The 13,940-nt window shown below is 38.2% G+C and carries 8 protein-coding genes; 4 read left to right on the forward strand and 4 right to left on the reverse strand.

From position 1 onward, the window contains the following. Positions 1-152: 152 nt before the first annotated feature. Together EPA86_RS05235 and sohB are read left to right on the forward strand one after the other, a co-directional pair. A complete protein-coding gene (locus tag EPA86_RS05235) occupies positions 153-2,627 on the forward strand; it encodes a VolA/Pla-1 family phospholipase (protein WP_140602369.1) in 2,475 nt (824 codons plus the stop codon). Between the two features lie 151 nt (positions 2,628-2,778). Beyond that, on the forward strand, positions 2,779-3,825 hold the full coding sequence (gene sohB, locus EPA86_RS05240; protein WP_140602370.1) for a protease SohB: 1,047 nt from the start codon (positions 2,779-2,781) through the stop codon (positions 3,823-3,825). An 89-nt stretch (positions 3,826-3,914) separates the two neighbouring features. Here the strand turns inward: sohB and EPA86_RS05245 are convergent, their stop codons facing one another. After that, entirely contained in the window at positions 3,915-5,291 is a 1,377-nt protein-coding gene (locus EPA86_RS05245; RefSeq protein WP_140602371.1) for a dicarboxylate/amino acid:cation symporter, read from the reverse strand. Positions 5,292-5,559: 268 nt separating this feature from the next. Here EPA86_RS05245 and EPA86_RS05250 point away from each other — a divergent pair, with 268 nt between their 5' ends. Beyond that, entirely contained in the window at positions 5,560-8,223 is a 2,664-nt protein-coding gene (locus tag EPA86_RS05250; protein WP_140602372.1) for an Ig-like domain-containing protein, read from the forward strand. Positions 8,224-8,312: 89 nt separating this feature from the next. On the opposite strand, the gene EPA86_RS05255 is transcribed toward EPA86_RS05250, so the two are convergent. Continuing rightward, the gene (locus EPA86_RS05255) at positions 8,313-9,437 is read right to left on the reverse strand and encodes an arginase family protein (protein WP_140602373.1); all 1,125 of its coding nucleotides are present in this window, start codon (positions 9,435-9,437) and stop codon (positions 8,313-8,315) included. A gap of 419 nt (positions 9,438-9,856) precedes the next feature. On the opposite strand from EPA86_RS05255, the gene topA reads away from it, so the two are divergent. After that, positions 9,857-12,523: a type I DNA topoisomerase gene (gene topA / locus EPA86_RS05260; RefSeq protein WP_140602374.1), complete on the forward strand. Its 2,667-nt coding sequence runs from the start codon at positions 9,857-9,859 to the stop codon at positions 12,521-12,523. 75 nt (positions 12,524-12,598) lie between these two features. Here the strand turns inward: topA and EPA86_RS05265 are convergent, their stop codons facing one another. Together EPA86_RS05265 and EPA86_RS05270 are read right to left on the reverse strand one after the other, a co-directional pair. Further along, positions 12,599-12,976, reverse strand: a complete 378-nt coding sequence (locus tag EPA86_RS05265; RefSeq protein ID WP_281284859.1) for a ribosome recycling factor family protein — start codon at positions 12,974-12,976, stop codon at positions 12,599-12,601. Between the two features lie 72 nt (positions 12,977-13,048). Further along, complete coding sequence (locus tag EPA86_RS05270) at positions 13,049-13,819, reverse strand: hypothetical protein (protein ID WP_140602375.1); 771 nt, start codon at positions 13,817-13,819, stop codon at positions 13,049-13,051. Positions 13,820-13,940: the final 121 nt, after the last annotated feature.

Consider the following 13,940-nt stretch of genomic DNA (forward strand, 5'->3'; position numbering starts at 1 on the left):
AAGCAACCATAACTAAAAAAAACGTCGTATTACAGAACAAAGCGGTTTACTGGACAGCTTGTTCAAAGGTTAAAAAATATAAACAAGATATTTATTTGAATGACAGAAAAATAAGTATCACTAAAAATAAATTTAGGCATTGGGGAAATATAATGAAAAAGTTAGCTCTAAGTCTTGCAATTGTTAGTGCACTCTCTTTAAGTGGTTGCGGTAGCGAGACGATTGAAGATGTTAAGAAAGATGTTGAGGAAAATGGTACGCCGATAGTGGCGACATCACGTGTAATTTTCGACCCAGCTAATGGTGTTATGTCTATACCGAATGATTTGCTATTTAGTGGAAGTCAAGATGGTACGTTAAATACACCTGTTGATGATCCAAATGATGTTTCAGATCCTTCTGTAGCAATTAGTGGCCTTGATGGATGGTCAACAACGAATGCCTTTTCTATTAATCTTGAATATCCTTCTGGCGCTTCTTTAAATGCCTTATCTGCTTCAACGCCCGGTTCTGTTCGAGTATTTGAAACTTTAATGGGTGGGGATAGCTCTGATGCAACATGTGCACAGTTAACCCGAGGACTTGCGTGTAAAGTCGTTGGTGAGCTTGCTTTTGGTGTTGACTTTGTCAGTAAAGCTTCAGGAAATAACCTAACAGTTATTCCTGTTAAACCATTAAAAGCAAAAACTTCTTATCTAGTTGTTTTAACCAATACTTTAAAAGATACAAATGATAAGCCACTTGCTGGTTCTTCAACTTATGAACTTGTTCGTGAAGATATTAACGAAAAACCGTTAGGTAGTGAAAGTCAGTTATTATTGCAAGGTTTAGTAAATAGCTATGAAAATGCAGTAACAACCGCAGGCGTTGAAAAAGATAGTATTATTTACACTATGGCAATGACAACGCAATCGACAGTTGATGTGTTGTATACAGCCAAGTCTTTATTGGCAGCTCCATTAGCTCAAGGTGGTTTACCGCCAGTTATTTCAATGAATGATACGGGAATTTCTGTAGCGCAAGCATTTGCAATGCAAGGCGTTGTATTGCCACCTAGCTTAGATGCGCTTTATTCAACGGCAAACTTATTAAAAGGTAGCGTTACTTTACCGTATTATTCTGGGATTCCATCGATGGCGAATCCAATGGCGCCAGTAAATCAGCGCTGGAAAGGCTTATGTGATTCAGGAGCTATGTTAGCTGGATTAGCAGCTGCAAATCCAGGTGCTATTCCTGAAGGACCACTTTCTGAGTCTGACGGTGTTTGTATGGCTGTATCGGCTGCTGCACAATTGCCTGCACCCGGTCTTCGTGATTTAAGTTCAGTGATGGATTTAGACGTTGAACGTAATTTAACTAAATATAGCCCAGTACCTGCGCCAACAATGCCAAGTGATATGCCTTGGATTAAACACCCAGGCACTTTAGATGTACAAATGACAACGCCAGATATTTCACCCGTAACTGATGCGGTTAGAGCTAGCTATGGGTTACCGCCATTAACAGCAATGCCCGCAACTGGCTGGCCAACAGTTATTTTACAGCATGGTATTACTTCTAAAAAAGAAGATATGCTTGCCATTACAGGTGTGTTATCTACTTTTGGTTTTGCAACTATTGCCATTGACCACCCACTTCATGGTAGCCGTGGTTTTGATTTAAATGCTGATGGCACTGATGATATTAATGCATCTACTGTATCTGCAACCCATTATATGAACTTAGCGAGCTTATTAACCACGCGTGATAACCTGCGTCAATCAACTATTGATATGTTAGGTCTTAGATTAGGTTTAGCGACTTTACCTATCATTGATAATAGTAATGTACATTTCTTAGGTCATTCCCTTGGTGCAATCACAGGTATTAATTTTGTTACTCTAGCTAATACCCCAATGAATGAGCTATTAGATGGGTTGTTTGCCATAAAAACAAACTCTTTAGCAATGCCTGGTACTATGATGGCTAACTTCTTAATGGAGTCAGGTTCATTTGGTAATGTGATCAAAGCCAGTTTAACTTATGCTCAGTCGCCTGAATTCAAGGCAATGTTAGACGCTATGTACCCTGTTGATGAAAATGGCAACAGCACAGCAACTGAAGAAGAAATGGTTGCTGCATACCTTACATTCTATAATGCTTTATCTGCTGAGCAGCAAGCTGGTTTAAATGGTGTATTTGGTGAATTTGCTTTTGCAGCACAAACAGTTACTGATTCTGGTGACCCTGCTAACTACGCGCCAATTATGAAGTCGTTAGCCACTCCAACTCACTTAATTGAAGTAGTAGGTAATGGTGTTACTGATTGCACAGATATTTTAGTGACAGATAACTGCTCTGACCAAGTTATTCCAAATTCTGTTTCAACAAGCTTATTTGGTGGTACAGAAGGCGCGATTAAGCTACTTGGCTTACCAGGCGTTGGCTCTACAGCTCAAGGTTCTGGTGCTGTTAGGTTTACCTATGGTCATCACGGTTCAATCTTAAGCCCAAGTGCAACACCTTCTGCACCTGATGCAATGAAGACCGCTGCAGCCACACAAGAGATGCAAGGTCAAGTTGTAGGTTTCTTTGCTTCAATGGGACAATTAATTACAGTGACAAATACTGACGTTGTTCAGCCGTAACTTTAGTTAATAGTTCAAATTTAAAAGCCCTCAGCTGAGGGCTTTTTTGTATGTATAAGATATTAATTACTAAATGACTTAATCGAAGAATTGATATTTTAACTCGTAACCCCATATATTGATGATATCTATTGATCTCAGGAGAGTACATTTGGAATTTTTATATGAATATGGTCTATTTTTAGCCAAAACAGTCACTTTTGTTCTAGCTGTTATAGCATTAATTGCTGTCGCAGCAGCCTCTGCTATAAAGCAAAAGCATAAAAAAGGTGAGTTAGAGATCACTGATTTATCTGAACACTTTGAAGAAGTTGAGCAAGAAGTCATTCATGCACTTCTTAATAAGGAAGAGTTAAAAGAGAAGGAAAAACAAGATAAAAAAGCAGAAAAGCAAAAAGCAAAAGATGCTAAAAAGGCACTGGCAGATGGTGAAAACCTGCCAAGCAAACCACACCTATTTGTGGTTGAGTTTACCGGCAGTATTGATGCAAAAGAAGTTTCATCGTTAAGAGAAGAGATTTCGGCAATTTTATCTGTTGCTAAAGAAGAGGATGAAGTTTTTGTACGCTTAGAAAGTGGTGGTGGATTAGTGCATGGCTATGGTTTGGCGTCATCACAATTAGATAGAATTAAACAACACAATATTCCATTAACTATTGCTGTAGATAAAGTTGCTGCTAGCGGTGGTTACATGATGGCATGTGTTGCGGATAAAATTATTTCTGCTCCTTTTGCTATTCTAGGGTCCATAGGCGTTATTGCTCAAGTACCTAACTTTAACCGATTACTTAAAAAGCATGATGTTGATTTTGAACAGTTTACTGCTGGTGAATTTAAACGTACTGTTACTATGTTTGGTGAAAATACTGAGAAGGGACGTGAAAAATTTATCGAAGAATTAGAAGAAACACATGTGCTATTTAAGGACTTTGTGAGTAATCACCGCCCAAGTTTAGATATAAGCTCTGTGGCCACAGGCGAACATTGGTTTGGTACAAAAGCACATGAATTAGGCTTGGTTGATGAAATCTCAACCAGTGATGATTATTTACAAAGTAAGAATAAAAGTCACAAGATTGTGGCAATAAAATACGAAGTGAAGAAAGGACTTGCTGAAAAATTTTCTAAAGCAGCATCAATGTCAATTGATGCTTGCTTAGGAAAATTATTTCAAAAAAATAAAGTACTTCCAGGTTAGTCGTTTTTTATCACTTAGAAATGAGCTTACCATATCGAAAATTAGTATTCTGATATGGTAAGCCTTTGATTTTTGAAAGTAGTACCTGTTTACTTGCTTTCTTCGTTATTTAAATGGTGAAAGTCGATATCTTCAATTGTATGACCAGCTTGACTGTCTAAATACATAGATTCATCAAACTGTTCCTCACTCTTAGCTACTATAATACTGACCATACTGTCACCTGTTACGTTTACAGCGGTTCTCGTCATATCCAGTAAACGATCTACACCGATAATCAATGCAATCCCTTCAACAGGTAAACCTACTTGTTCAAGTACCATCGCTAGCATTATTAAACCAACACCAGGTACTCCAGCCGTACCAATTGATGCAAGTGTTGCTGTTAATACGACGGTAATGTAATCAGCCAATGTTAAGTCTTGGCTGAATACTTGGGCAATAAATACCGTGGCAACACCTTGCATAATTGCTGTTCCGTCCATATTAATGGTTGCGCCTAGTGGTACAGTAAACGAAGCTATTGAGTTTTTTACTCCCATTTTACGCGTTGCGGTTTCTAACGTGACAGGAATAGTGGCATTGGAGCTTGCTGTTGAAAAAGCAAAAATTGCAGCATCGCGCATTTTTTTGATGAATATAACAGGGTTTAAGCCCGTCAATAGTTTCAAAATTACAGGATAAGTTACCGTAGCGTGAAGCAATAAAACAAAGAAGACGACTAAGAAGTAAACAATAAGATTGCCGAAGGTTTCAAGTGAAACCGTCGTAAATAAAGTCGCAAGTAATGCAAAAACACCGTAAGGGGCTATATTCATTAAAATTGCTACTAAACGCATAATTACTTCGTTTAAGTCTTCGAACAAGCTCGCTATTCTTTCTCCTGCCTTTCCTGATAATGCGATTGCAATCCCAAAAAGTAAGGCGAAAACGATTACCTGCAACATATTACCTTGGGCGAATGATGCAAAAGGGTTGGTCGGAAACATTTGAATGATAACTTGAGCAAGAGAAGGAGCTTCTCTGCTAGTAAAACTACTACTTGTTGGCATATTTACTCCTTCACCAGGAGATATTATTAAGGCAACAAAAATAGCGAAACTAATGGCGATAGCCGTTGTAGCTAAGTACAAAGCGATGGCCTTACCACCAATTCTACCTAGTTTGCTTGTATCTTTTAATGAACAAACACCACACACAAGAGATACAAAAACAAGTGGAACAACTAACATTCTCAAACTTGCCATAAATATTTGACCGATAACTTCTAAAAAGCCATCAACAAATAAACTGCGTAGTGAAACATCAAAAAAGTACAAGTTAAATACTTTGTCAGAACCATTGGGCATTAACCATTGAAGAAGGCTACCAAGTAAAATGCCGGCAATCATGCCGATAACTATGCGCCCAGTTAGACTCATCTTTTGTTTGTTATGGCTAATGGGGGAAGTTGAATTAGAAGTCATAAATACTCTATTGTTAGTTGCTGTTATTGTAATTATTTTAAGTGATTACATTCTACTTAAATAAATCTTTTGTAATAGATTAACAATAATTAAAGGCCTTAAAAACTAATTTATCTGTCTTAATTTGCCTCATTATTGTATTAACAAGGCTAACTAACTAAACAATTACGATTTTTTTGCAATAATTTTACCTTAACCAGTACCTTTTTGTTATTTATCGGTTAATATGGTTAATTATGAACAAAGAAAAACAAAATAGGGATGCTTTATGCAGTTACTTCGACGTTTAAGTTTTACGATGTTGCTGATGTCTTTAATGACATTGGTTGCTTGTGGTGGTAGTGGGGGAGACCTATCAGGTGGCGGTGGTGGTGGCGGTACCGATACCTACACTATTGAAGTCAGTAAATCAGATGGGGATTTATCTGGAACAAACGATGTTGTTGTTAGTGCTTTAGTTAAACAAGGAAACTCTCCTGTTGCGAGTAAATTGGTAACTTTTAGTTTAACAGACGAAACTCTGGCTACATTTTCACCTGCGGCAGGAACTGCGGTAACGGATGCCAATGGTGTTGCTTCAATTACTGTAAAAGCAACCAGTCTAGCTGGTGGTGTTGAAGTTACTGCTGAAATATCAGAAGCAGATCCAGTCTCTATTGGCTTTAATAGTACTGGCGGTGGAACGGGCGGGGAGGGAGATGCGCTTGCTATTTCTCTGTCTATGACGAGTAAAGAAGTTTCTGCTAGTAACCCTCCTACAATAACAGCTACTGTGACTTACGGTGGTCAAGCAGTGGCTGATCAACTTGTTACTTTTTCTGTTGATAACTCAGACTTAGCAAGCTTCTTACCTGAAACTGGTACAGCAAGTACCAATGAGCAGGGCGTTGCTACTATTGTAGTTACTGCAGCAGGAACAGCTGGCGCAGGTACGATTTCAGCTAGTATTAACGGCGTGACTTTGGCATCTACAACATTTAATAGCTTAGGAGATGGTAATGAAGGTGGCTCACCTGATGTTGCGAATATTTCCTTATTTGCTAGTAGTCAGCAGTTAGCTTCAAGTGGCGCACAAGAAATAGTGCTTACAGCAATTGCAAAAGATATAAATAATAACCTGCTAGAAGGGGTAGCTATTAGTTTTGCAGCTGATTCTGGTGCATTAGAAAAAATTGATGATACAAATGTGACAGGCTCCGATGGTCGAGTTGCGGTAAAACTAACTACTGTAGCGGAGCCTACTAATAGAATTATTTCTACATCTGCTACTAGTGGTGCAGTTATGGATTCACTAGAAATTCAAGTATTAGGAACATCAGTATCTTTAACTGGGTCAACATCGTTAGCATTAGATGATAATAATAGTTATATAGTTAAAGTATTAGATTCTGACGGTACCGCAATTTCTAATGTTGATGTAACATTATCACTAACAAATGAATCAACAGAAACGCCATCAGGAGAGGTTGCCACAATAGAGTTGCCAACTTCAGTGACTACTGACTTTTCTGGTCAAGCTAATGTTATAGTGAAAGGTACTAGTGGTGGCACAAATACTATAGTGGCTGAAGCGTTGGGAGCTATTACAAGTCAAAGTGTAGCTGTACAAGCTGACTCATTTCTGTTTACTGACTTCGGTGATGGAATGAATAATGTTAACCCGTCGGGTAGTCCATCTCCAGTGATTCCAGACATTTTATTATCTAAAACAGCTACGGTTAGTTTAACTTGGTTAAGATCTGGTGTAATTGTACCAGATGGTACAGTGGTGAACTTTAGTACGACAAGAGGTTCATTAAGCTCAACTTCAGCGTCAACGGTAAATGGTGTTGTAACAACTACTTTGACTTCCACAAATGCAGGTAAGGCATTAGTTACTTTCACAGGAAGTGATACTGTTGATGGAAAATCTATAGAGCTAAGTAATCAACTTGAGTTTGAATTTGTTGCCGATACTGCATCTAGAATAATTGCCCAAGCGTTTCCTAAATCAATAGGACCAAATGAGCAAACGTCAACGATATCTGTTGTACTTAGAGATCCTCAGGGAAATCTAGTTAAAAATAAGACGATAGATTTTGTTTTAACTGATGTTAGTGGTGGTTCTATCTTTCCTGCTACAGCAGTAACGGATAGTAATGGTGCTGCATCGACAGTTTATACTTCTAAGAATACTTCTGCACAAAATGCTATAAAAATTAGTGCGTCAGTAAGAGGGACGGCACCTGTAGTGACAGACGAAGTTAGTTTAACTGTTTCAGATCGAGAGTTATTTATCTCTTTAGGCACAGGTAATTCCGTAGCAGAACTTGGTACTACTGATTATGTAAAAGAATACTCAGTATTTGTTACTGATGCTGATTCCAATCCTGTAAATAATGTTGATTTAACCATTTCAGCAATCCCACACCGTTATTATAAGGGCTATTGGGCTGCTGGACTTGATGAAGAAGGTGAGTTTGTTCGATGGATAACTAGGGGAGCTGATGCTCTTGAAGTTTGGGTTGGTTTAACACCTCCTCCAACCTCCCCAAATTTACCAGCTAAGCGTTGTGAAAATGAAGATTTGAACTTAGATGGGATATTAGATGTTGGCGAGGATTACAATGGAGATGAAATGCTTACTCCGGGTAATGTTGTATCTGCAAACGGAACGATTACAACAGATGAAAGCGGTAGGGCAGTTGTACAGATTATCTATTCGAAAAGTTATGGAGAATGGTTAGATGTTAAATTAATTGCATCAACCAAAGTAAATGGTAGTGAAAGTTCAACCCAAACAATATTTAATTTACCTACCCTGGCTGCAGATGTGGTTAATGAAGATATTGTTCCACCATTACAAGGTATAGGTATGAGAGGTCCATTTGGATTATTAAATGATTGTAGTTTAAATATTTCAGAGGATCCAAACATCGACGGAACACCATAATTTGTGATTTGATATAAAAAAGGCTCCAACAGGAGCCTTTTTTATTGCTGTAAAAACTTAGCAATTACACAAATATGAATATAATTAAATTAAGCCTTACTCATCTCTTCAAGTAAAAATGCTGAAATTTCAGCACCTACAGTTAATGTTTTATCTCGTGCCACTTCACCTCGACCAGAGCTGTCAGTAAATGGGGCTATTTCCATCATATCAGCACCGGTAATAGGGTACTTTGCAGCCAACGCTCTTAATATACTCATAGCTTCTTCTGGCATTAAGCCATCAGGCTCTGGTGTGCCTGTTGCACTAGCGTAGCTATCATCAATGGCGTCAATATCGAAACTAACATAAAGTTCATCTATTGCTTCATTTTCTAATTGAGCGAGAATGTTAACAATAGTTTGCTCAACTCCTTGTTCTTTAACTTCATCAGCCCAGTGTTGTTTCACTCCGAAGGTATTTTCCCAGTGGCTTTTAGGCTTGCCACTTGAGCGAATTCCCACTTGAATAAGATGATGTTTCTCGTGTAAGTCATCTAATATATGTGTACACCAAGAACCAAAACATAAATCAATACCTAAACGCTCAACTAATAAATCAGTGTGTGCATCAAAGTGAATGATGGCTGCACGCTTGCCTTGTTTTTTCTTAGCTTGAAGGTAAGCCTTGGTTAATGGGTAACTGATGCTATGATCACCCCCAATACCAAAAATACCTTTTTCAGGGTAGGTTGCATAAAAGTCATGAAGTACATCCTCAGTGATACTAAGTGGACTCACGCAATAATCACTATTTTCATCTTGATAAAGTGCTTTACGACAATTTGCAATGGTTGCATCGTTCAAATACTTATCAGCTAATAAATGTGGGATAACTCTGACATCGCCCATATCAAACGCAGTTAAGTCAGGGTAATTTTCTATTAATGTAGAACGTAAAAACAATGGACCCCAATTCGCTCCACGTAAAATACCACCGCCACAGTCTGAAGCTATGCCTAAGATAACCGCGTTAGAAGAGCTAGGAAGCTGATTTAAGGACTCTTTCCATAATTGTTCAACATCGGTCGCTTGACCAAATATTCGCTGATGTAATTGCTCTTTTCGCTCTTTAGCTGTATTGACGGTAAATACGCCATTGCCAGGAGGACATAAACACTGTGCTAATTTTTGTTTTATGCAATCAGTTGATTGTTGCTTGGTTTCATTAGTCATTTAAGTTCTCATATACGTGGAATGATTAAATAAGGATGTAGAGGCAAATGTTTCTTACTCTATTAACAATTTTCCTAAAGTGATGGCTTTTTTTACCTTTTTAGCTGGAATTTAAAAAAAGCGCTTTATGTTTTATGGCAAAGTCTATTATGATTGCCGCAGAAAATTGACTTTGGCTATTATAGCTAAAACAGTGAAACAGGTGAATGCCTCCGAGCATGCATTAAAATATTTACTTGTCAGTTTGCATATTTATAGATATACCTATAAATAGTTATGCAATTAACTTTTTAAAAAATTATGCTTTTTTTACATGAAGTCACAGAGTAGCGTATATGCTCGCAAAATAGCGCTCTCTATTGTTGTTTGAATAAAAAAGCATAAAAAATTTTAGCCTTTTCGTAGGATTATTAACTTTTATGGCAAAATCACTGGTTATTGTCGAGTCCCCAGCCAAAGCTAAGACAATTAACAAATACTTAGGGAAAGACTTTATTGTGAAGTCGAGTGTAGGTCATGTACGTGACTTACCACATAGCAGTACTGGAAAAAAAGTAGCAGCTAAATCGCCTGCTGAAGTTAGAAAAATGACACCAGCTGCTAAAGAAAAATATAAAGCCAAGCGTGATAAGCAAGCGCTGATTAACCGAATGGGCATAAACCCTGAAAAGAACTGGCAAGCAGATTATCAAATTCTACCAGGCAAAGAGAAAGTCGTAACAGAGTTAAAAAAGTTAGCTGACAAAGCTGATACTGTCTATCTCGCAACCGATTTGGATCGCGAGGGAGAGGCAATAGCATGGCACTTAAAAGAAATCATTGGTGGTGAAGATGAAAAGTTTCGCCGAGTTGTTTTTAATGAGATCACTGAAAGTTCAATAAAACAAGCCTTTTCAACACCTGGTGAGTTAAGTATGCCTGGTGTTAATGCACAACAAGCACGTCGATTTTTAGATCGCGTCGTTGGCTTTATGGTTAGCCCATTGTTATGGAAAAAAGTAGCGCGCGGCTTATCTGCAGGTCGAGTACAGTCTGTAGCAGTAAAACTTGTGGTAGAACGTGAAAGAGAGATTAAAGCATTTGATCCAAAAGAGTTTTGGGAAGTAACTGCTGATACTCATGCTCTAACTGGTGAAGTGCTTGAACTAGCAGTAACACATGAAAATGGTGTAGCCTTCAAGCCGAGTAACGAAGCTGATACAAATAAAGCGCTAAGTGTTTTAGAGTCTGCTGATTATCAGGTTAGTAAACGCGAAGATAGGCCGTCAAAAAGTACTCCTTCAGCGCCATTTATCACTTCAACACTACAGCAAGCGGCAAGTACTAAGTTAGGATATGGTGTTAAGCGAACTATGGGCTTAGCTCAACGCTTATATGAAGCGGGCCATATTACTTATATGCGTACAGACTCAACTAATTTGAGCAAAGATGCTGTAGAAATGTGTCGTGGTTATATCAGTAAAACATTTGGTGATAACTACTTACCAGAGAAAGCGAAAATTTATGGTTCAAAAGAAGGGGCACAAGAGGCTCATGAAGCGATTCGCCCTTCAAATGTAAAACTAGAAGCGGCACTTTTAGAAGGTGTGGATGCCGATGCTAAGAAGCTTTACGAATTAATTTGGCGTCAATTTGTAGCTTGTCAAATGACTGCAGCTAGATACACCGTTAGTACTTTAACCATTAGTGCGGCAAGTTTTGATTTAAAAGCGAAAGGTCGCGTAATGCAATTTGACGGCTGGACAAAAGTTCACCCTCAATTAGCTAAAGGTGATGATAAGCATTTACCCGATCTGAGTGTTGGTGAGAAGCTAACCTTAGATAAGCTTGAGCCGAGCCAGCACTTTACTAAACCACCAGCGCGTTTTGGTGAGGCATCATTAGTCAAAGAGTTAGAAAAACGTTCCATTGGTCGTCCATCAACTTATGCATCTATTATCTCTACAATTCAAGATCGTGGTTACGTAAGGTTAGATAAAAAGCGCTTTTACGCTGAGAAAATGGGCGAAATTGTGACAGATAGTTTATCAATTAGTTTTAATAAATTAATGAGCTATGATTTCACCGCTAATATGGAGCAAGAGCTAGATGCGATTGCTGAAGGTGAAATTAACTGGAAAGATGTACTAGATGAGTTTTACAAAAACTTTAGTAAAAAACTCGCCTTAGCAAATAAAGAATCTGAAGATGGCGGTATGCCTAACAATAGCCCTGTTTTAACAGATATCGATTGCCCAAGTTGTAATCGTAAAATGGGGATTAGAACGGCTTCTACCGGGGTTTTCTTAGGCTGCTCAGGTTATGCACTACCACCAAAAGAGCGTTGTACGACCACAATGAACCTAACGCCAGGTGAAGAAGCGGTCAGTGTGTTGTCTGAAGATCAAGAAACAGAAGCTTTACGTGCAATGCATCGCTGTAGTAAATGTAATACCGCGATGGATAGCTACTTAATTGATGAAACAAGAAAGCTGCATGTATGTGGTAATAATCCGGTCTGTGATGGTATAGAAGTTGAACAAGGCACTTTCAAAATTAAAGGTTACGATGGGCCTGTTTTAGAGTGTGATCGTTGTCAATCGGACATGGAATTAAAATCAGGTCGTTTTGGTAAGTACTTTGATTGTACTAACAGTGAGTGTAAGAATACGCGTAAACTGTTAGCTAATGGCGAAGCAGCGCCGCCTAAGGAAGACCCAGTACAGTTACCTGAATTACCTTGTGAGAAGTCTGATGCACACTTTGTCTTAAGAGACGGTGCTGCCGGTATCTTTTTAGCGGCAAATACTTTTCCACGCTCTAGAGAGACCAGAGCGCCAAAAGTTGCTGAGTTAAAACGCTTTAGAGAGAGAATATCAAGTAAGTTTTATTACTTAGCTGATGCTCCAGAGCAAGATCAAGATGGTAACTTTGCCGTTGTTCGTTATAGTCGTAAATCTAAAGAACAATACGTTATGACGGAAGTTGAAGGTAAAGCTACAGGCTGGACAGCAAAATACATTGATGGAAAGTGGGTAGAAGAATTACCTAAAAAGAAAGTAGCGAAGAAAAAAGCTACGAAGAAAAAAACAACAGTGAAGAAATAATAGCTGATTGAAGAATTGAAAAAGGTAGCGTCAGCTACCTTTTTTGTTTTTAATGTCTTGAGCAGCAGGTAAAGCTTAATCAAGACCTTCTAATTCGTCGATAATTTTTCTTGCTTGAGCGAGAGTGCAATCTGTTTGTGTGACTAGCTTTGCGACAGTCACTTGAGGTATCCGATGGGCAATTGTAAGTAATGCACTATGATTCAATTGCTTGTATTGAGAGCGAAGTAGCTTTGCTAACCAATGCCAACTCGCTTCATCTTCAGCTTCAATAAAAGCAATAATTCCTTGTATTTGTTCAAAGTTAGCTTTTAATAACCAATTTCTTGAACGGCCTATACGTTGAAGTTCACAGCCTATTTCACGAATATGAGCCTTTAGAGCATATGCTTTCAATGTTCGTCTTAGAAACGAAGGTAAGTTTATTGTTTGTATGGGGAGTGTTATAGCCACAGTAGTTTGACACCGCGAATATAGAATATGTTCTTATACATAAAATAAATGGATTCGAATGAATACTGTGTTTTACCATTTTTTCTTAGGTTGAAATAACATATCCAATTCATCTTCCTCACTTTTAGCTTTCTTCGCTGCATCTTTTGCATTTGTGCTTTTTAATGCATTGGTGATTTCTTCAAGTTGCTCTTCAATTTCAGCTTTTCGTGTTAGCACATAATCTGTTTTAACGGGGCTATCTGCAATACTTTGCAAAGCTTTCTCAAAGTATTGACGAGCAGATCCTAACATCTCTTTGTTGTGTGCTTGGGTGCCACGTTTAGCTAAACTTTCTATATTAATTTTAAGTTGCATTGCCGCCAGTAATTTATCTTCGTGGGTGAAAGTTTGTGCATCAAGCGCCCCTTTACTTTGTTCTGATTTTAAGGTGACACGAAGCTTTTTGATACACTGAAGAATAGCAACCAGCTGTTGTTCATTATCCGGTAAGGTGAAGTGTTCTTCACCCCCTGCTTGTGTTGTAGCAAGCTCTTCTGAAGCTTTAAGTCTGGAAGTAAGTTCTTGTACTCTATTCTTTATACCTTTAACTCCAGGCATTAGCTCTTGCATGGTTTTTGCGGCATTTAAGCTTCGACTGTTCAGAATCCTGACGATGTTCGGATTATTTGGGAGGTTAGCTAAATGCAATATTAGCTCTTCATTTTCGTCGATGATGGCTTTTTGTCTTGATACCTTAACGCGCTTTTCAGCTTCTAATTTTTCTTTATGCTGTTGGATGGAACTTACCACGACAACAAAGATAATTAAGGCAATTAGTAAGCCGACAATAATAGCAATCATTCAAAGCACTCTTGTTTTAGTTCTATTTATTTTAATAAAAGTCATATCATTTACTCTTTGCAGTCTACAAAAAATGTATTGTGAAGCATAGCGCTAGTTACATTTAATCGAATAAAAAAGC

This window comes from Litorilituus lipolyticus, assembly GCF_006439335.1.
Taxonomy (GTDB): domain Bacteria; phylum Pseudomonadota; class Gammaproteobacteria; order Enterobacterales; family Alteromonadaceae; genus Colwellia; species Colwellia lipolytica.

Bases quoted from the DNA above. Each gene is read 5' to 3' on its own strand.
- EPA86_RS05235 (WP_140602369.1), top strand. From the start codon at position 153: ATGAAAAAGTTAGCTCTAAGTCTTGCAATTGTTAGTGCACTCTCTTTA.
- EPA86_RS05245 (WP_140602371.1), bottom strand. From the start codon at position 5,291: ATGACTTCTAATTCAACTTCCCCCATTAGCCATAACAAACAAAAGATG.
- EPA86_RS05250 (WP_140602372.1), top strand. From the start codon at position 5,560: ATGCAGTTACTTCGACGTTTAAGTTTTACGATGTTGCTGATGTCTTTA.
- EPA86_RS05255 (WP_140602373.1), bottom strand. From the start codon at position 9,437: ATGACTAATGAAACCAAGCAACAATCAACTGATTGCATAAAACAAAAA.
- topA (WP_140602374.1), top strand. From the start codon at position 9,857: ATGGCAAAATCACTGGTTATTGTCGAGTCCCCAGCCAAAGCTAAGACA.
- EPA86_RS05270 (WP_140602375.1), bottom strand. From the start codon at position 13,819: ATGATTGCTATTATTGTCGGCTTACTAATTGCCTTAATTATCTTTGTT.